The following is a 19,654-nucleotide window of genomic DNA, read 5'->3' on the forward strand; positions in this document are numbered from 1 at the left end:
GTGATGGGCGCAGGGCGACGGTTGACGAGCATGTGATTACGTTGGCGCATGTAAATATGTAGTGTGAAGCGACATCAATGACCTTCAGAATTCTTGCACAATTCAGGCGTGCGCGTTGGACAGTTACGCTCAGCAGTACCGCCGACGCAACGGCGCCGCAGAGGACGGCACGCATCAATTTATTAATCATGCGACAATTCGCCACCGAATTTCCGGCTGTATGTACCAAGACCATTTCAAGAGAGTGCCGCCCATGTCACCGCCCAAGCCCCGCCACGGCTCCCCGCTGTTATTGCTCCCGATCGCGCTGATCATCATTGCGCTGGCCGTCCTCTTCGCCTGGATTGGCGGCTGGTTCGGCAACAAGAACGTCACGCCGCAGACGATGGTCAATACCGCCGAAGCCTCCGGCACGCAGCAACCGGGCGTGCGCCGTGCGCATGCCAAGGGCATCTGCATCGTCGGCACCTTTGCACCGACGCCCGCTGCTGCGCAGCTGTCCACGGCGCGCGTGTTTTCGCAGCCGTCGACGCCTGTCCTCGGCCGCTTTTCCAGCCCTGGCAATGACCCGCATTCGCCGGACAACAAGGCGGCGGTGCGCGGCATGGCGCTGCAGCTGAAAACGGACGACGGCCAGGAATGGCGCATGGCGATGAACAGCTTCCCGTTCTTCGCTGCGTCCACCCCCGAAGCCTTCCAGGCGCTGAACGCCGCCCGCCTGCCCGACCCGGCCACCGGCAAACCGGATCCGGCCAAGATGGACGCCGTGCTGGCCGCCCATCCCGAAATCAAGAAGTTCATGGCGTGGTCCAAGAGTGCGCCGACGCCCGACAGCCTGGCCAACACGCGCTTTAACGGCGTCAATGCGTTTCGCCTGACGAATGCTGCCGGCGCGACGCGCGCCGTGCGCTGGTCGATGCGCCCGCACACGCCGTTCGCGGCGGCCGACCCCGAGCAGCTGAAAACCGCCGACCGCGATTTCCTGGCGGCCGATCTCGATCGCCGTCTGGCGGCCGGTCCGCTGAAATGGGACATGGTCATGCAGTTCGCCGAACCGGGCGACCCGATCGAAGACCCATCCAAAGCCTGGCCCGATACGCGGCCCGAGACGCTCGCCGGCACGCTGACGCTGGTGCGCGCCGAGCCGCAGGTCGCCGGCCCATGCCTCGATCTGAACTTCGACCCGCTGATCCTGCCGAAGGGCATTGCCGGCACCGACGATCCCGTGCTGCACGCCCGCTCGTCGATCTACTCGGTCTCGTTCAACCGCCGCGAGCGTGAAATCAGCACGGGCAACCTCCACACCGGGAGCGTACGATGAACCGTCCACGCCACTTCAACCTGCTCGCCCGCGTACTCCACTGGTCGATGGCCGTCGCGATCCTGGCGATGCTGTTCGTCGGCGCCGCCATGGTCGTGTCGCTGCGCCACCGCGAATTTTTGCTCGACCTGCACCGTCCCCTGGGCCTGGCGATCCTGCTGCTGGCGATCGTGCGCCTCGGGAATCGCCTGCTGAACGCACCACCGCCGCTGCCGGCCGATCTGCCACGCATCCAGGTGTGGGCGGCCACCGCGTCGCACTGGGCGCTGTACGCGCTGATGCTGGCCATGCCGCTGATTGGCTGGGCCATGCTGTCAGCCGGCGGCTATCCGATCGTGCTGTTCGACGGCGTGAACCTGCCGGCGATCCTGCCGCACAGCCCTGCGATGTACGGCTTCCTGCGTCCGCTGCATGGCGTGCTCGCGTATGTGCTGTTCTTCACGATCCTGGCGCACCTGGGCGCGGCGCTGTATCACGCGTGGGTCCGGCGTGACGAGGTGTTCGGGCAAATGGCCAAGGGCGACTGAGTTATCGGTGCAGCACCGCACCGAGCCCGGGCAGCTCGCCACGTATCGTATTGACTCCATCTGCAGCGGGTGCACGGGCACCTCGCTGCGGATTCACTTTTCAAGCGAGACGTTCATGCAAAAATACACAGCAGCCATCGTGGGTGGCTTGATCGCAGGCGTGGTCACGACGGCCGTCATGGTCGCAGGCCGCAAGTCGGGTGTGCTCACCAAAACGCTCGACCGGGATGCGGTCGACTGGATCGATGACGTGACGGGCTCGCGCGCCGTCATCGGCGACGCCGGCACCAGCGCCGTCGAATTCGTCAATCACCTGGGCGCCTCGGCCGCATTTGCCGCCGCCGTCCCGAAGCTGCGCGAACTGGCCCCAAGCCTGTCGCCCGCCGCCATCGGCACGCTGTACGGCACGGCGCTGTACGCCGTGAATATCGGCGCCATCGCGCCGGTCCTGGGCATCACTGAAGGCGAAGTGGCGGCCGGCCCGCGCAAGGCCGGCGAGCGCTGGGCGATCCACGTGCTGCAAGCCGTTGTCACCGCCGTCCTGGCCGACCGCCTGACCGGTCCTTCGCGTCGCCGTTGATCCGGCTGGACGCAGCGCACGTCCTGCGTCACTAGTCGAAGCGGCGCTGCAACACCAGCAGCGCCGCACCACCCAGCCCCACCCACATCACGATCCGGAACAGGTCCTGGCCTGCCAGCAGGCCTGCTTGCCGTGCCAGTTCGGCGCCGCCATCAAACAGCAGCGACGATTTCTCCGCCAGGCGCGACGCATGCAGCGCCGTGCGTTCCTGCAGCCCGATATTGGTCATGCCCACGCCCAGCGCGAGGCCGGCCTGCCCCAGCATGTTTTTCAGTTGCTGGGCATTCGAGAACACCACATTGTCCGCCTGCAGCTCCTTGAACGCGTGAATCGCCGTCGTCGCCATCCCCAGCGTCAAAAAGCCGCCGAACAGGCCGAGCCAGAAGATCACGGCATCCCACGCATACGCGCGCGGGTCGAGCGTTGCGAAGCGCCAACCGAGCAAGGCCAGCATCAGAAAGCCGGTGACGAAAAACTTGGTCGGATGCGGGCGCCGCTTGACCAGTTCGAGCATCACGAAAAACGCGATGACCGTGGCCAGCAGCCCCGTTCCCTGCAGTTCGCCGGCCTGTTCCAGTCCGACACCAAGGCCCTTCTGCACCACTTGCGGCAACAGCGTGTTGACCATCCCGAGCATCGCGTAACAGACGCTGAAGATGACGAGGCCCAGCCGATAGCGCGGGCTGCGCAGCACGCCCAGATGCAGGAACGGCGCGCTGCGGCGCGCATGCAGCAACCCGAACGCGGCCAGCAGCGCGAGCCCCAGCACCAGGTGCGCCAGCAGCGATCCGCGTTCGCCATGCCAGTCATACGTCAGGTGCTGCAACGCGTACAGCGTGATGGCCGCGCCGGCCGCCAGCAGCATCGCGTCGATGGTGTGCATGCGCGACGGCGACCCGCCGGAGGCGCGATCGAGCGTGATGGCATCCTGCGGCATCCAGCGCGCGGCGATCAGCGCGCCAAGGGTCGCGAGCGCCGCCAGCACCAGGAACATCCCGCCCCACGCTTCGTGGCCCAGCATCTTCGCGGCCACCCACGGCCCGAGCGCCAGCCCGCCCGACAAGGCGGCGCCATACGCGGCGATGCCCTGCAGGCGCTGCGGCGATGGCGGGATCAGGTTGACCATCATGCGCGAGACTGTCATGAACACGCCGCCGCCCAGCGCCATCAGCAGGCGGCCGCCGGCAAAACCGGCCACGCTGGCGCTCGTGGCGCACACCCACGCGCCGAGCAGGTAGAACAGCACGGCGCCCAGCAGGTAGTTGCGCCAGCCGAGGCGCTGCAGCAGCACGGTCATCTGGGAAATCGCCAGCACCGCCACGGCGGCGTACAGCGCCGAGACCGTCGCGTACTCTTCGGGCGAGGCGCCGATATGGCCCATGATCGCGGGCGCAGCCAGCACCGTCATCCCGGTCGACAGAAACTCGATCAGGTTGAACACGAAGATGGCGCCCAGCAGCGCCGGGCGCGGCGTCGTGCCGATGGCGGCTGCGGTCAACGCGCCACCACGGCCGCTGGTGCGCCAAGCGCGCGGCGGATCGCCGCGTCGGCGCCGTGCGACTCCGTCTCGAACACGACCGTCTCATACGAATGGCGCACCGCGCCGGCCTGCATCAGGCTCGGACCATCGGCGCGGCTGGTATCGATCGCGACCTTCATCGATAGACCCAGGCGCAGCGGGTGGCGCGCCAGCTCCTGCGCGTCGAGCGCGATGCGCACCGGCACACGCTGCACGACCTTGATCCAGTTGCCGGTCGCGTTCTGCGCCGGCACGGCGGCAAACGCGCTGCCGGTACCGGCTTCCTGACCGGCCACGCAGCCGTGAAAGACGACGTCGGCGCCGTACACGTCCGACGTCACGGCCACCGGCTGGCCGATGCGCACGTCCTTCAGCTGCGTCTCTTTCAGGTTGGCCGTGACCCACATCTGGTCGAGCGGGACGATCGCCATCAGCGGCGCGCCTTGCGCCACGCGCTGGCCGATCTGCACGTTGCGCCGGGCGACGATGCCGCCCACGGGCGCTGCCAGCGTCGTGCGGGCCAGGCCCAGCGACGCGTCACGCAGGCCGGCAATCGACGACAGCACGTCCGGGTGCTGCTCGAGCGTCGTGCCGTCCACCAGCGCCCGCGCCGCATCCACCTGCTGGCGCGCTGCGTTCAACGCGGCGCGGGCGGCGCCCACGGCATCGTCGGCGTGGCGGATGTCTTCGCCCGACACGGCGCCCGTATCGGCCAGCTGACGGCGGCGCGCCAGATCGCTCTCTGCCCTGGCCAGGTCGGACTCACGCTGCACGACAGTTGAGCGCAATTGCCCGACGCCGGCCAGTTGCGAGCGCACCTGGCGCGCTGACCTGGCCAGCGCCGCTTCGGCGCGGTCCAGCGCCAGCCGGGCGTCGACGTCATTGAGCTGGACCAGCACCTCGCCTGGCCGCACGAAATCCGTGTTGTCCGCCGCGATGCGCGTGACGGTGCCCGCGACCTGCGGCGTGACGTGCACCAGATTGCCCTCCACGTAAGCGTCTTCGGTCTGCTGGCTGTTCCAGCCGATGCCCAGCACCCCGGGCGAGGACCAGGCAATGCCGGCCGCAGCGGCCAGCACGGCGGCGCAAAGGCCTAGCGCCAGCTTGCGCCGGCTTTGCGGCGCGTGATTCGTTTGTTCAGTCATGTGATGATTCCAGCGTTCTCAATGGATGGCGGCCCGATAGCCCCCGCCCAGCGCGCGCACGAGGTGCACGTCCAGCGTGTAGGCACGGGCCGCGAGCTCGGCCTGGCCCCGGCGCTGCGCGACGACCTGGGTTTCGGCAATCAAGACCTGCACAAAATTGCCCAGGCCTGCACGGTAGCGCTGCTCGGCCAGCGCATAGGCTTCTTCGGCCGCGCCAAGCGCCGCGTCCTGCTCGCGCTGGCGCTCGCCCAGCCAGCGCAGCGACGTCAGTTGCGCACTCACGTCACGCAGCGCTTCGAGCACGGCGCCGTTGTACTGCGCGACGGCGAGATCGTAGTCGGCGTTGCGCGCCGCCAGATTGCTGCGCAGGCGCCCGCCGTCGAGCAGCGGCAAGGTCACGAGTGGACCGGCGGCAAACGTGCGGCTGCCACCCTGCACCAGCCGGTCGAAGCCCAGGCTGGCCAGGCCACCCGAGACAGTCAGGTTCACGGTTGGATAGAACTGCGCCCTGGCGACGTCGATGTCGCCGCTGGCCGCTTCGACCTGCCAGCGCAGCGCCACCAGCTCCGGCCGGCGCCCGAGCAGCGCAGCGGGAATGTCCGCCGGCACGCCCGGTGGCCGGGCCGGCGCCACATGCGGCCGCGCGATCGTCGCACCGGCGTCCTGCCCCTGCCCGCTCAGGGCCGCGAGCTGGCCCCGTGTCAGGGCGAGCGCTTCGTCGAGCGCCGCGATCTCCCCGCGCGCAGACGGCACGCCAATCTCGGCCTGCCGGAGTTCCGCCTGGCTGTCCAGTTGTGCCGCCACGCGCTGGCGCACCAGGTCGGCGATGCGGGTGCGCTGGCGCAGTTCCTGTTCGGCCAGGTCGCGCCGCGTGTACAGGTGGTCCAGCTGCAGATAGGCTTGCACGACGGCGCCGGCCACGGCCAGGCGCGCCGCCTGGGCTTCGGCCTGGCGTGCATTCACGCGTCCCGCAGCGGCGGCCACACCGGCTGCGTTCCTGCCCCAGAAATCCAGTTCGTAGCCGAGGCTGACCCCGAGGTCATTCGCCCACTGCCAGCTGCCTGCAAGGGGTTTCGGTACGCTGCCGTTGTCGCTGTAGCGCTGGCGCACCGGATGCGCCGTGGCGCTGGCCTGCGGCGCCAGTGCGGCGGCCGCCAGGCCTTCAAGGGCGGCCGCCTGGCGCACGCGCGCCAGTGCGGCAGCAATCGTGGGGCTGGTCGCGCGCGCGCCGTCGACCAGTTGGTCGAGCTGTGGGTCGCCGTAGGTGCGCCACCAGTCCTGCGCGGGCCAGGCAGCAGGTGCAGATACAGATGCGGATGCCGGCAGCGCCTGCGCCGAGAGCGCATGCGTGGAATGCGCCGCCGCATCGACATTCAGGCGGGCCGGCGTGAGCTGCGGCCCCATCGACACGCAGCCAGTCAGTAACAGGATCACAGCGCCCAGGGCCAGGCGGCATGCGCCCCGGCCCGGCGTGCGTGTGGGTTGAAGCATGGTGTGCCTCGGCTTTTTTCGGGAAGGCCGAAGCTTACGCGGCGGCACCCGTGCCGGCCATGCCGCCAGGTGCATGCAGGTCATGCAGATTCTGCATGACCTGGTGCCTCAGATATCCGCAGATACGGGGTCGGACGCGGTCAGCGTGGAACGCACGAACGCGCGCAGCCAGACATTGGCAGGATCGCGATGACTGCGCTCATGCCAGTACAGCGCCAGATGCACGGGCGGCAGGTCGATCGGCAGGCGCGCCAGCACGAGGCCCAGGTCGCGGGCCAGCGGCCGGGCCAGGCGCAGCGGAATGGTGGCGATAGCGTCGGTATGCAGCGCGATGTGGGCCGCCGACGTGTAACTGGGCACGTGACACAGGATCCGCGACGGCGCGAGCAGCGTCTCCAGCTTGCGCGTGACGGCGCCGTTGTGCTGGCTCGTCTGCTCCATCTCGATCAGCACGTGACGGTGCGTGAGATAGGCATCGCGATCGAGCTGGCCGGCGCACGGATGCCCGGCCCGCATCACGCACGCGTACTCGTCGGTCCAGAGCTTGCGCCGGCGGATATTGTTGACCAGTTGCGGGAAGCGGCCGATGGCCAGGTCGATGTGACCGCGCTCGAGCTGGGCCTCAATCGCGCCGGGGTCGATGTGGACGCTGCGCAGTTGCAACCCGCTGGCGCCATCTTCCAGGCGCGCCAGTCCGGACAGCAGCTGCGGAAGGATGTTCACGACGGCGCCGTCGACCATGTACAGGCCGAACGAGCGCTGCGCGGTGAGCGGATCGAAGACAGCGGGACCGCTGTCGAGTTCACGCGCTGCGTCGAGCACGGCCGCGATCGGGCCAGCCAGCGCCAGCGCGCGCGTGGTCGCGACCATGCGCTGGCCGGTGCGCACGAACAGCGGGTCGTCGAAGTGGGACCGCAAACGGGCCAGCGCGCGGCTGACCGTGGGCTGGCTCATGCCGAGCAGTTCGGCGGTACGGGTAAGGCTGCCCTCGCGCAGCAAGCTGTCGAGGATCAGTAACTGGGACAGGTCGGGAATCACGGCCGCATCATAGCACCGGGCCTGCGCGGCGTGATCCCCCTGCGCTGGCTTACGCGCCCAGCACCTTGCGCAGTGTGCGCGACAGGTCTTCGGCCGAGAACTTGGCGACGTAGGCGTCGGCGCGCACGTTCTTGACGTGTTCCTCGTTAGTGGTGCCCGACAGCGACGAGTGAATTACCACCGGCAGGTTGCCGAAGCGCTGGCTCGACTTGATGTTGCGGGTCAGCGTGAAGCCATCCATCTCCGGCATCTCGAGGTCGGTCAGCACCATCGCGACGCGGTCGTAGACCGTGCGGCCTTCGGCTTCGGCAGCGGTAGCAATTGCACCCAGCTGGTCCCAGGCTTCCTTGCCGCTCTTGGTCATGATGAATGGCAGACCCATCGCGTCCAGACCCTGCTCGATCAGTGCGCGGGCGACGACCGAATCGTCGGCCGCCAGGATAATGGTGCCCGGCTTGATCGAGATCTTGTTGCCCACGGCCTGCGACAGGTCCTGGCGGTCCTGCTCCGGGTTCAGACGGCGCAGGATGGTTTCCACGTCGAGCACCTGGGCCAGGCGGGCCGGCTGGCCCTCGGCTTCCGGCAGGCGGGCGATGCTGGTGACCATGCCGGTGCCGGCGGTGTTCTCGGCCGTCATCACCTGGCTCCAGTCGAGACGCACGATTTCTTCGACGCTCTCGACGGCAAACGCCTGCGTGGTACGCGCAAATTCAGTGACCAGCATGATGTTCAGACCCGTCTTGGGCGTGACACCGGTGATGCCCGGCAGGTCGAGCACCTGGATGATGTGGCCACGCAGATTGACGACGCCCAGCACGTGCTGCGGTGCGCCGGCGACGGCGGTAATTTCGGGCATCGCCACGATCTCGCGTATCTTGAAGACGTTGATCCCGAACAGTTCGTTGTGGTTGCCCTGCGCGTCGCCACCGAGGCGGAACAGCAGCAATTCGAACTTGTTGGTTCCCGTCAGATTGCTGCGTTCATCGACTTCTTGTTGTACCGATTTCATGGCTGATCCTGTCAAAAATAATGCTGTCCGGAAATCATTGTAGACGGGCTACAGGTCCTTGGGTCATTACAGACCGAAAGCGTCGCAGATTTAGCGTCGGTCGGTGCAAAAAAACCACGGATTGTCACACTTTCATGAAAACACGCCACCAGCACATACCCGCAAGCGGGGACGAATCGCGTCATCAAAGCATAACGCTTTTTACCCCGGTAAAGGGTGATGAGAGCGATGCCGCAGGTAGTTCGACACCGCTGCCTCCACTTAGTGCTCCGCGCTCAGAAAGAATCCGCAGGCACGTTATACTTCACCAATAAGTTTCCACAAGGATACCCATGAGTGCGTCACCTGCCACGCGCCTGCACATCGGCGTCATCGGCGCCGGCACCGCCGGCCTGGCCACGGCAATTGCCTTCGCCCGCGCCGGACACACGGTCGACGTGTTTGAAAAACACCCGGCGCTGGCAACGCTTGGCGCCGGTGTGCTGATTCAGCCGCAGGGCGTGGCCGCGCTCGATGAACTGGGCGTGGGCGCAGCGTTCAATGCCATCAGCCTGCCGATCGAACGCCTCGTCGGCCAGTGCGAGCGTGGCTGGACCCTGGTCGACATTCTCTATACCGGCCTGCAGGCGCGCGCCGTCAGCCGATCGGCACTGGGCGGCGTGCTGGAACGGGAATCCCGCGCGCTGGGCGTGCGCCTGCACTTCGGCTGCGCCGTGGGCGCCATCGGCGTCGAGAACGGCGCTGGCACCGTCGATGCAGGCGGCGTGTCGCACCGCTTCGACCTCGTCGTGATCGCCAACGGCGCCTCGTCGATGCTGCCCGCGGCCACCGGCCTGGCGGTGGCTTCGCACCAGTACACGTGGGGCGCGCTGTGGGCCCTGATCGACCTGGACGACTGGCCTGATGCGCATCTGCTGGCGCAGCGCTACGGCGGCACCGAGCGCATGTACGGCATCATGCCGACCGAGCGTGTGAACGGCGCGCTGCGCGTGTCGCTGTTCTGGAGTCTGCGCAGCGACCGCTATGACGCCTGGCGCGCCGCACCGCTGGATGACTGGAAACGGGAACTGCTCGCGCTTTGGCCCGAATCGAAGCCGGTCGTGGACCGCCTCCATTCGCACAGCCAGCTGGCGTTTGCCCGCTACCACCACGCGCGGCCGTCACGGCTGGCAGCCGGCCCGATCTGCATCGTCGGCGACGCCGGCCACGCCATGAGTCCACAACTGGGCCTGGGCACGACGCTGGCGGTGCAGGATGCGCTGGTGCTGGCCCGTTGCGTCGAAGTGCATGGCGCGGCCGCCGGGGTACTGCGCTATTCGGCCAGCCGACTGCGCACCGTACGCGCCTACCAGGCGCTGAGCCGGACGCTCACGCCATGCTTCCAGTTTGACGGCAAGGGATTGTGGCGCGACCTGCTGTTTGCCGGCGCGCTGAAGGTCCCGGGCAGCCGCTACCTCATGTACCGCAGCATTGCCGCGCCGCGCCGCTGCCTGCGCCAGGCCTGGGCGGCAGGCTAGAACAACGCGCCCTGCCCACTGGTGATGTGGCGGGTAAGACTGGCGAAACTGTCGCCCAAAAACGGCAGGATCGCGTCGGCGATCGGTTCGAGCTGGCGCGTGAGGTAATGCTCGTAATCGATCGGCGAGCGGCGCAGCTCGAGCGGCTCGGGCCCATCGTGCGTCATCACGTAACGGATCCAGCCGCCCTTGCGGTATAGCGCGTGGCGGCCGTTGCGCAGGTGGTGTTCATCGGCCATGCGCGCGGCGCGCACGTGCGGCGGAACGTTGCGTTCGTAGTCGTCCAGCGCCCGCCGCAGGCGCTTGCGGTATACCAGGTCGTCATCGCACTCGCCGCGCAGCATCCGCGCCACCAGCTCGCGCACGAAGTCCTCGTACGGCTCGCCCTTGAAGATCCGTTCGTACAGGCCTTGCTGGAACTGCTGCGCCAGCGGCGTCCAGTCGCTGCGTACCGTTTCCAGGCCCTTGTAGACCATCTCATCAACGCCGTCGGGCGTGGTGGCCAGCCCGGCGTAGCGCTTCTTGCTGCCCTCGTCCGACCCGCGCACGGTCGGCATCAGGAAGCGCCGGAAGTGCACGTCGTATTCCAGTTCGAGCGCGCTGTCGATGCCCAGCTCAGCTGCCAGATGCGTCTTCCACCAGCCGTTCACATGATTGACCAATGTGTTCCCGATGCGGCGCGCATCGTCTTCGGTATGCGGTGCACCCAGCCAGACGAAGGTCGAATCGGTGTCGCCGTAGATCACCTGGTAGCCCTGCGCTTCGATCAGCGCGCGCGTGCGGTGCATGATGTCGTGGCCGCGCATCGTGATCGACGAGGCCAGGCGCGGGTCGAAAAAGCGGCAGCCGGTCGTACCGAGCACGCCGTAAAAGGCATTCATGATGATCTTGAGCGCCTGCGACAGCGGCGCATTCTGCGCCTTCTTGGCCGCTTCCCTGCCCGCCCACACCTGCGTGACGATGTTCGGCAGGCAGTGCCGGGTGCGCGAAAAGCGGCCGCCCCGGTAGCCGGGCACGGTGGTCTCTTCAGGCTCGCGCAAGCCCTCGATCAGGCCCAGCGGGTCGATCAGGAAGGTGCGGATGATCGACGGGTACAGGCTTTTGTAATCCAGCACCAGCACCGAGTCGTACAGGCCCGAGCGCGAATCCATCACGAACCCGCCCGGGCTGTCAGCGCCCTCGACGTCGCCGATATTCGGCGCCACCCGGCCCTGGCGGTGCAGCAGCGGCATGTACAGATGCTCGAACGCGGCCACCGAACCGCCGCTGCGATCGGCCGCCAGTCCCGTCACGCTGGCCCGCTCGAGCAGGAAGTCCAGCAGCCGGGTTTTGTCGAAGATGCGGGTGACCAGCTCGCAATCCATGACGTTGTAATAGGCCAGCGCCGGCTTGTCCTCGTTGAACATGCGGTCGATTTCGGCCATGCGGTCATGCGGGTTGTCGATCGCCTTGCCCACGCCCAGCAGCGTGCGCGAGACGTTTTCAAGACTGAACGACGGAAAGGTCCAGGTGGCCGAATGCAGCGCGTCGATACCGTCGATGACGAGGCGCCCGGCGATGCAGATGAAGTAGTGTTCCTGGCCGCCGCGGTTGCCGCCACCATTGCCACCGCCTTTGCCACCGGCTTCACGCCACTCGATCGCGCTGCCGTCGCGCCCCAGCCGCAGCGGACGCTTCATGCCCTCGGCATGCCGCTGCAGCACGCGCATGTCGAACTGGATCACGTTCCAGCCGATGATCGCGTCCGGGTCGTGCTGCACGAACCACGCTTCCATGCGGTCGAGCAGCTCGCGCCTGGTGGCGCAATACTCAAGATCGTAATCGCGCGGGCCATCGATGCCATTGGGTGGTCCCAGCATGTACACCTGGCGCTGCCCGCACCCTTCGAGCGCGATCGAACGCAGCTCGCCCTGGAACGTGGTCTCGATGTCGAGCGACACGGTGCGGATGGTCGGCCGGTAGCCGGGCGCAGGCTTCAGTACGCCATCGACCAGCAACTGCGGATTGCCCTCGACCGGCTGTCCCGCAAACACGACGGGCGCGGTGATGAAACGCTCCATCAGATAGCGCTCGGGCGGGCGCACGTCGGCCTCGAACACGTCCAGGCCATGCTGGCGCAGGCGCCGTTCGATCTGCATCAGCTGGCGGTACTTGCGGCAGTACAGCCCTGCGACGGGCCGGTGTTGAAAGTCGAGCAGGTCGAGCGGGCGCAATTCCCAGCCCCGTTCATCCTGCAGCAGTTGTTCGACCGTGCCGCGCTGCGCTTCGGGAATAAAGGCGACCGGGGTCTGCACCGGAATGCGCACGCAGCGCGGACCGGCGTCGGTGGCTAGCCAGAACTCGACTTCGCAGCCGGCAGGCGTGTCGCGCCAGTGCCGCGTCAGCAGAAAGCCGGTATTGTCCGACGCCGCATCGTCCATGTCAGCGATAGCGTTCCAGCTCGGCCTCGGAAAAGCCGGCCGCGCGGCGCCCTTCGATATTGAATGGGCCTTTGAGCACGGGCGCCTTGTAGCGCACGGTGAGTTCGTCGTAGGTGGCGATCGGCTCGATCCCGCGCGCCAGGCACAGTTCGAGGTACCAGCGGTTGCCGATTTCGACGTGCCCCACTTCGTCGACCAGCAGGCGGTCGAGGATCAGCGCCGCAGCCAGGTCGCCCGCCTGCGCGATCTTCTTGCGCAGCGGCGGGATCGCGTCCAGACCCCGCGCTTCGAGCGTGCGCGGCACCAGCGCCATGCGCGCCAGCACGTCGTCACCCGTCTTGGCGACCATCTCCCACAGGCTGTCGTGGCCCGGGAAGTCGCCATACGCATACCCGAGCGTACCCAGATGATCGCTCAGCATCGTGAAATGCAGCGCCTCTTCATCGGCCACCAGCAACCAGTCGAGATAATACTGCTCGGGCATCCCATCGAAACGCCACAGGGCGTCGAGCGCCAGATTGACGGCGTTGAACTCGATGTGGGCCAGCGCGTGGACCAGCATCGCGCGCCCTTCCGGCGTGCCCATCGAGCGGCGCCCGACCTGCAGCGGCGGCACCAGCTCCGGGCGCGCCGGACGGCCAGGGATGCCAGGCGGCGCCGCAATCACGGCCTGGGTGTCGATGGCGACCTGACCGGCCTTGCACGCAGCAGACAGCGCGGCGACCGCCCTGGCTTTGGCGGCGGGGTCGGCGTCGAGCAGTGCGTGCAGCGCGGCGGCGCGGAGTTCCATGGTGTTTGCTAATCTGACGAAAGCGGGCATTTTACCCAATCTGCCGGCTGTGCTTCGGTGCATGCACTACATCTGCCTGAACAGATGCGCATACACCGGACTGACACGCGGCTTTTCCGGCCGGCCGCGCAGCGTCAGCATCACCTTGCCCAGATCATCCCGCACCGCGCTGGTCACGCATCCCATATGCACCACCGTGCTGCGGCTCACCTGACGAAACTGCGCGCTGTCGAGTTGCGGCAGCAGTTCCTTCAGCGGCACCCGGATCAGTGCTTCGGCGTCTGCGGTGACCACATTCACATACTTGTCGATCGCCTGGAAGTACACGACGTCTGATACCGGGATCATGCGCACCGCGTTGCCGACCGCCGCCCGGATCACGCCCAAGCGCTCGCCTGGTGCGGCGCGTGGTGCCAGCGCCTGCAACTGCCCGAGCAGCTGGCCCAGTGCATCCGGCGCCAGCGTCGTGCGCGCGGCCAACGCGCCACGCAGGCGCTCGACGGTCTTGCCCAGCCGCGCGCTGCTGACCGGCTTGAGCACATAGTCGAACGCCGCGTGCTCGAACGCCTGCACCGCGTAGTCATCAAACGCGGTGACGAACACGATGTGCGGAAACGGCGCCGGTCCGTCCCAGCGCTCGGCCAGTTCTTCGGCCACTTCCAGCCCGCTCTGGCCCGGCATGCGGATGTCCAGGAACAGCACGTCCGGTCGCAGTGCCAGGGCCTGCTCCACGGCGACGACGCCGTTGGGCGCAGTCGCGACGATGTCGAGGCCGGGCCACAGGCCTTGCAGTGTTTTGGCCAGCGTGGCGGCCAGGATCGGTTCGTCTTCGGCAATCAGCGCACGGGTCATTCGTCGAACTCCAGAGGAAGGGTCAATCGGGCCAGCGTACCTTGCGGCGGCGCCGGATTCAAGGTCATCGATGCGCGCTCACCATACAGGGCCTCGAGCCGTTCACGCGACGTGGCCACGCCGACGCCACCACCACGCCGCGCAGGCACCTGGCCCAGACCCAGACCCGTATCGTGGACGTCGAGCACCAGGCTGTCTCCCTCGATCGCCGCGCTGATGGTGATCTCGCCGCCATCGATCTTCGGCTCCACGCCGTGCACGATCGCGTTCTCGACCAGGGGTTGCAACAACATCGTGGGCAGGCGCGCGGCACGCAGCGCCGGCGGCAGGTCGAGCTGGTAGCGCAGCCGCTCGCCCATGCGCACGCCCATCAGGCCCAGGTACGCCCCCATGGCGGCAAATTCCTGCTCGAGCGTCGTGGTCTCGCTGCGCGATACGCTCAGCGTGGCGCGCAGATACTGGATCAGCTGGTCGAGCATGTCGCTGGCACGCGCCGGGTCGAGCGCGATCAGGCCCTGCAGATTGGCCAGCGTATTGAACAGCATGTGCGGTTCGATCTGGGCCTGCAGCAGGCGCAGCTGCGCCTGCAAGGCCTGGCGCTCGATGATCTGCGCGCGCAGGTGCGCCTCGGCCTGCTCTTCCTGGGCACGCCGCATGCGTTCGCGGTTCCGGATCAGCACGACCATCAGTGTCGTGCCCAGGAAGGTGAAGACGATCATGCTGATGCGGTCGGCGGAAGGATATTCGGCAAGCGTCGGCGTACGAATGCCGAGCAACAGCCCGGCCGTGTACAGGCCGGTGAAGTGGGCAACCGGCGCCGCCAGCACCGCCAGCGCAGCGAACATGGCCCATTCGCGCAGGCGCCAGACCGGCCGCTTGATGAACAGCAGCCGCCCGCCGTACACGATCGTGAAGGACACGATGCCGATCAGGACCGACACCAGCATGTTTTCGAGAAAGCGTCCCGTGACCAGGCTGATGAAACATGCCAGCAGCGCGCTGATGCCGATCGACAGCGGAAAATCGGTCAGCACGCGCCGCAGGCGCGCACGTCGTTGCTGGTGAATCGGCGGGGAGAGGCTGGCCATGCGGACTCGCTTCAGAAAATAAGGGTAATAAGGACAGGGACAATTCATTGTGCCGAGCCGGCGTGCCAGCGGCAAGAGGCGGTGCGACGAATTGGCGAAAGGCGGGAGTGAACCCGGACTCGCAGAGCGCGATGGCCCGATTCGCTAGCGTGCCCATCATTCAATTCTCCGAATTCATTTATGCTGGCCGCATCCATCCACAACGCTACAAGGACCCCATGCACCAGTTATTCTCGCCATTCAAGCTTGCTTCTCTCCCTCTCGTCAACCGCGTCGTGATGGCGCCCCTCACCCGGGCGCGTGCGCCGGACGACGTCGCCACCGAAACCGTCGCGCTGTACTACACCCAGCGCGCCACCGCTGGCCTGATCGTCAGCGAAGGCACGCCCATTTCGCGCGAAGGCCAGGGCTACCTGTTCAATCCCGGCATCTACACGCCGGCGCAGATCGCCGGCTGGCGCCTGACGACCCAATCTGTGCACGCTGTCGGCGCAAAGATGTTCGCGCAGCTCTGGCACGTGGGCCGCGTGTCGCACCCGAGCATCCAGACCGATGGCATCGATCCGGTCAGCGCCAGTTCGAAAATCGCGCAAGGCGCCATGGCTTATGGCCTGAAGGACGACGGCACGCCGGGCATGGTGGCCACCACCCAACCGCGCCAGCTTGCGACCGACGAGGTAGCGCGCGTGGTGCAGGATTTTGCCAATGCCGCCGCGAATGCCATCGAGGCCGGTTTCGACGGCGTCGAGATCCACGGCGCCAATGGCTATCTGCTGGAGCAGTTCCTCAACCCGCTGGTCAATGACCGCGATGACGAATACGGCGCGGCCATGATGGACAACCGCCTGCGCTTTGCCCTGGCAGTCGTCGACGCGGTGATTGCCCGCATCGGCCGCGAACGCGTGGGCATCCGCCTGTCGCCCTACGGCCGCCTGTTCGACATGCCGCTGTACGACGACATCGACGCCACCTATATGGCGCTGGTCGCCGCGCTGGGCGAACGTCGCATCGCGTATGTCCACATCATGGACCAATCCGGCTACGGCATGAGCGACAAGGCATCCGGACCGACCGTGTCCGACAAGATCCAGGACCTGCTGCGCGCCTTCCGCCCTACGCTGCCCGAGACTGCACTGATCCTGGCTGGCGGCATGACGCGCGAACGCGCTGACAAGATGATCGACGATGGCGTGATCGACCTGGCGGCGTTCGGCCAGCCGTTCATCTCGAACCCGGACCTGGTCGCGCGCCTGCGCAACGGCTGGCCGCTGGCCGAGCCGGACCGCAGCACCTACTACGGGGGTGATGCCAGGGGCTATATCGATTACCCGCCGTACGCTGCAAAGACCTGATCGTCAGAGTGGGATGAAGCAGGATGCGCCATCGTGGTGCTCCGGTCGGGTGGATGCACATATCCCGGTTGACCCGTTTCGCCCCACCATGTCATATTGCCATCCTCATCAATCCACGGAAGTCCTCGCATGCGTCACCTTGCCTCCGCGCTGTCCATTTCCATCGCCCTCGCCCTGACCGGGTGCGCCACCTCGGCCCAGGGGCCGCAGACTTCAGGGCGCGATGCGCTGACCTCCAGCATCTCGGCCGACTCGCTGCGCGGCCACCTGTCGTTCCTGTCGTCCGACCTGCTCGAAGGGCGCGGCACGCCGTCGCGCGGCGTCGATCTGGCAGCCGAATACATCGCGGCGCAGTTCCGCCGCGCGGGGCTCGAGGCGGCGGGCGACGATGGCTACTTCCAGACCGCGAACTGGCACTACGCCAAGCGCAGTCCGCAGGACATCGCGTTGACGGTGACGGCCGGCGGCAAGACCATGACCCTCGACGGCACGGGCGCATCGGCCAACTTCGTCGATCCGGTCACGCTGGCGCGCACGCCTGCCGTCTTCATGACCTGGCAGGCGGCGCTGGACGATCCGGATAAAGCCAACGGCAAGGTGCTGGTGGTGCCGGCCGCTGCGATCCCCGGCGCAGGCGCCGCGCTGCAAGCCAAACTGAAAAGCAAGCCGGCACTGATCGTGCTGATCGACCGCGAACGGCGCCAGGCGCGCACGCAGGGCGGCTGGCTGATCGACCCTAGCGTGGCAGTGGCCAAAGGTGGCGCACCGGTCGTACTGGTGCATGCAGCCGACGCTGCGACCGCGCTCGAACAGGGCAGCGCTACTGTCGCTGCAAAGATCGTGGCGCCCGAGATCGCACCGACCAAACTGCGTAACGTGATCGGCGTGCTGCGCGGTTCGGACCCGGCCCTGAAAAGCACCTACGTGATGCTCAGCGCGCACTACGACCATCTGGGCATCCGCGACGGCGAGATATTCAACGGCGCCAACGACGATGGCAGCGGCACCGTGTCGGTAATCGAGATCGCCGCGAGCATGGCGGCGCAAAAGGAGCGGCCGCGCCGCAGCATCGTGTTCGTCGCGCTGTTCGGCGAAGAACTGGGTCTGCTCGGCTCGCGCTACTACGCAAAGCATCCCGTGTTCCCGCTGAAGGACACCGTGATGAACCTGAACCTCGAGCAGCTTGGCCGCACCGACGACAGCGAAGGCCCGCAACTGCGTTCAGCCACGATGACCGGCTTTGACTATTCGACCGTCGGCACGACGCTGCAACGCGCGGGCGAACAGACCGGCATCCGCTTCTGGAAGCATCCAACCAATAGCGACCGCTATTTTGCGCGCAGCGACAACCAGGCGCTGGCCGATGCCGGCGTGCCGGCCCACACGCTGTGCGTGGCGTTCGGCTTCCCGGATTACCACGGCAAGGACGACACCTGGGACAAGGTCGACTACGACAACCTGGCCAGCGTGAACCGCATGATCGCGGTGGCGTTGCGGGACATCGCCAACGATCCGGTCAAGCCGGCGTGGACGGCCGTGCCCAACGCCGCCAAGTACCGCGCCGCGGCGGCTGCACTGCAATCGTCGAAGTAATGGTAGCCCGGTGAAGCTGGCCAGCCTGGCGCTCCGCCCGCCCGGCAGCGCTGCGCCGCAGGCGGTCGAGCGGCTCACGCTCGTTGCCGACTCGGGGATCGATGGCGACCGCCACCGTGACCCGGCATCACCGCGCCAGTTGCTGCTGGCGAGCAGCGCGACCTATGCCGACTTCGATCTCGCTCCCCACGCGCTGCGCGAAAACCTGCTGCTCGATACGCCCATCGACGCCCTGCCCTCCGGCACCGTGCTGCAGATCGGCGACCGGGCGCAGGTGCGCCTGATGTTTGCTTGCGAAGCATGCGGCCGGCTCGACCTGCATGGCGCGCGTGTCGCCGCCCGCATCGGCGCCCGGCGCGGCGTGTTGGCGCGCGTCGTGCAAGGCGGCACTATCCGTACCGGCGACACGGTGTATGACCTGGGGCCATTGCTGCCAGTGTGGTCGGACGACTGGCACGAACGCGTCGCGCAGGTCATCGACGCGATGCCATCCGGACGGGTGATCGAGTACGCATTGCTGGCGCGCCTGGCCGGGATCCAGTCCACTTACTGCCGCGCCTTCCCGCGCTTTTTGGCGTCACTTGGGCCGGCATACGCCAGCAGAGCGATCGCGGCCCGCGTCACGTCGCCGCTGGCGCGATGGGATGGTGGCGGCCTGTTCGACACGCGTCCGGAGCATGCACCTGGGCCGGACGCTGAACTCAATTGTTGTTAAGTTATCCAGCGCACAGCCGATGTGTTTTGGAAATGTTTTAATGCTTCTGTCGCGCACGATTGCGGTCTGGGCGTGAGTCAAAAAATTGGCAGCTGGTGTAAGCTGAATGACAACATTTAATTTTAAGGAGCACCCCATGAAAACCACGATTACCATTTCCGCCCTGATGCTGAGCGTCGCGATGCTGGCCGGTTGCAACAAGAACGACAATATGGGTCCTGCACAAGAAGCCGGCGCTGCCGTCGACAACGCAGGTGCCAAAGTTGCCCAGGAATCGAAAGAAGCCGCTGCTTCGGTCGATGCTGCTGCTGAACGCGCTGGCGACAAGATGGAAGTTGCTGCTGACAAGGCTGAAGCCAATATGGACGCTGCTGGTCAGCGTATCGACGCCGCAACCGACCGTGCTGGTGCACGTATCGACGCAGCTGGCGCAGAAGTGCGTCAGGAAAGCCGCGAAGCTGCTGCTTCCGCTAAAGAAGCCACCAGCAACGCCACCGCTGCTGCTGGCCGTAGCGTCGAGCGCGCTGGCGAAAAGATGCAGGACGCTTCGAAGTAATTCGCACGAATTAGTTCTACTAGCAGTTCTGTAACGCGCAAGCCGCGACCCGGGTAACCGGTGTCGCGGCTTGTTCACATTGGGCACCCTCAGCGCAACAAGCGCGTTGCATTTCGCCAGGCAAACTGGTTGGTTCGCCTC

At 66.7% G+C, this 19,654-nt stretch carries 17 protein-coding genes; 8 read left to right on the forward strand and 9 right to left on the reverse strand.

Annotation, left to right across the window (positions count from 1 at the left end):
* Positions 1-253 precede the first annotated feature (253 nt).
* The 3 genes from AC56LH_RS08585 (at position 254) to AC56LH_RS08595 (ending at position 2,428) form a co-directional block, all read left to right on the forward strand.
* Complete coding sequence (locus AC56LH_RS08585) at positions 254-1,321, forward strand: catalase family peroxidase (RefSeq protein WP_499645555.1); 1,068 nt, start codon at positions 254-256, stop codon at positions 1,319-1,321.
* Positions 1,318-1,848, forward strand: coding sequence for a cytochrome b (locus AC56LH_RS08590; RefSeq protein ID WP_258834284.1), 531 nt, complete (start codon positions 1,318-1,320; stop codon positions 1,846-1,848). The genes AC56LH_RS08585 and AC56LH_RS08590 overlap by 4 nt, the downstream gene beginning before the upstream one ends.
* A gap of 115 nt (positions 1,849-1,963) precedes the next feature.
* Positions 1,964-2,428 carry a hypothetical protein gene (locus AC56LH_RS08595; RefSeq protein ID WP_499453980.1) on the forward strand — a complete coding sequence of 155 codons (465 nt, stop codon included), beginning with the start codon at positions 1,964-1,966 and terminating at the stop codon, positions 2,426-2,428.
* 31 nt (positions 2,429-2,459) lie between these two features.
* Here the strand turns inward: AC56LH_RS08595 and AC56LH_RS08600 are convergent, their stop codons facing one another.
* From AC56LH_RS08600 to AC56LH_RS08620, 5 genes are all read right to left on the reverse strand, one after another.
* Complete coding sequence (locus AC56LH_RS08600) at positions 2,460-3,926, reverse strand: MFS transporter (RefSeq protein ID WP_499645556.1); 1,467 nt, start codon at positions 3,924-3,926, stop codon at positions 2,460-2,462.
* Complete coding sequence (locus AC56LH_RS08605; RefSeq protein ID WP_499645557.1) at positions 3,923-5,092, reverse strand: HlyD family secretion protein; 1,170 nt, start codon at positions 5,090-5,092, stop codon at positions 3,923-3,925. Before AC56LH_RS08605 ends, AC56LH_RS08600 begins: the two co-directional genes overlap by 4 nt.
* Before the next feature lie 18 nt (positions 5,093-5,110).
* The gene (locus AC56LH_RS08610) at positions 5,111-6,583 is read right to left on the reverse strand and encodes an efflux transporter outer membrane subunit (RefSeq protein ID WP_499645558.1); all 1,473 of its coding nucleotides are present in this window, start codon (positions 6,581-6,583) and stop codon (positions 5,111-5,113) included.
* Between the two features lie 108 nt (positions 6,584-6,691).
* Complete coding sequence (locus AC56LH_RS08615; RefSeq protein WP_499645559.1) at positions 6,692-7,621, reverse strand: LysR family transcriptional regulator; 930 nt, start codon at positions 7,619-7,621, stop codon at positions 6,692-6,694.
* Positions 7,622-7,670: 49 nt separating this feature from the next.
* On the reverse strand, positions 7,671-8,630 hold the full coding sequence (locus AC56LH_RS08620; RefSeq protein ID WP_499645560.1) for a chemotaxis protein: 960 nt from the start codon (positions 8,628-8,630) through the stop codon (positions 7,671-7,673).
* 332 nt (positions 8,631-8,962) lie between these two features.
* On the opposite strand from AC56LH_RS08620, the gene AC56LH_RS08625 reads away from it, so the two are divergent.
* Entirely contained in the window at positions 8,963-10,147 is a 1,185-nt protein-coding gene (locus tag AC56LH_RS08625) for an FAD-dependent oxidoreductase (RefSeq protein ID WP_499645561.1), read from the forward strand.
* Here the strand turns inward: AC56LH_RS08625 and AC56LH_RS08630 are convergent.
* From AC56LH_RS08630 to AC56LH_RS08645, 4 genes are all read right to left on the reverse strand, one after another.
* Positions 10,144-12,567 carry a DNA polymerase II gene (locus tag AC56LH_RS08630; RefSeq protein WP_499645562.1) on the reverse strand — a complete coding sequence of 808 codons (2,424 nt, stop codon included), beginning with the start codon at positions 12,565-12,567 and terminating at the stop codon, positions 10,144-10,146. The genes AC56LH_RS08625 and AC56LH_RS08630 overlap by 4 nt on opposite strands.
* Before the next feature lies 1 nt (position 12,568).
* Positions 12,569-13,357, reverse strand: a complete 789-nt coding sequence (locus AC56LH_RS08635) for a ferritin-like domain-containing protein (RefSeq protein ID WP_499645563.1) — start codon at positions 13,355-13,357, stop codon at positions 12,569-12,571.
* A gap of 66 nt (positions 13,358-13,423) precedes the next feature.
* Entirely contained in the window at positions 13,424-14,209 is a 786-nt protein-coding gene (locus tag AC56LH_RS08640) for a LytR/AlgR family response regulator transcription factor (RefSeq protein ID WP_499645564.1), read from the reverse strand.
* A complete protein-coding gene (locus AC56LH_RS08645) occupies positions 14,206-15,297 on the reverse strand; it encodes a sensor histidine kinase (protein ID WP_499645565.1) in 1,092 nt (363 codons plus the stop codon). The genes AC56LH_RS08640 and AC56LH_RS08645 overlap by 4 nt, the downstream gene beginning before the upstream one ends.
* 218 nt (positions 15,298-15,515) lie before the next feature.
* On the opposite strand from AC56LH_RS08645, the gene AC56LH_RS08650 reads away from it, so the two are divergent.
* From AC56LH_RS08650 to AC56LH_RS08665, 4 genes are all read left to right on the forward strand, one after another.
* Entirely contained in the window at positions 15,516-16,649 is a 1,134-nt protein-coding gene (locus AC56LH_RS08650) for an alkene reductase (protein WP_499645566.1), read from the forward strand.
* Between the two features lie 129 nt (positions 16,650-16,778).
* Positions 16,779-18,242, forward strand: a complete 1,464-nt coding sequence (locus AC56LH_RS08655; RefSeq protein WP_499645567.1) for a M28 family peptidase — start codon at positions 16,779-16,781, stop codon at positions 18,240-18,242.
* A gap of 10 nt (positions 18,243-18,252) precedes the next feature.
* Entirely contained in the window at positions 18,253-18,957 is a 705-nt protein-coding gene (locus AC56LH_RS08660; protein ID WP_499645568.1) for an MOSC domain-containing protein, read from the forward strand.
* A 136-nt stretch (positions 18,958-19,093) separates the two neighbouring features.
* On the forward strand, positions 19,094-19,513 hold the full coding sequence (locus AC56LH_RS08665; RefSeq protein WP_499645569.1) for a hypothetical protein: 420 nt from the start codon (positions 19,094-19,096) through the stop codon (positions 19,511-19,513).
* The last annotated feature ends 141 nt before the right edge of the window (positions 19,514-19,654 follow it).

Source organism: Telluria sp. LT1R51-2, assembly GCF_059685775.1.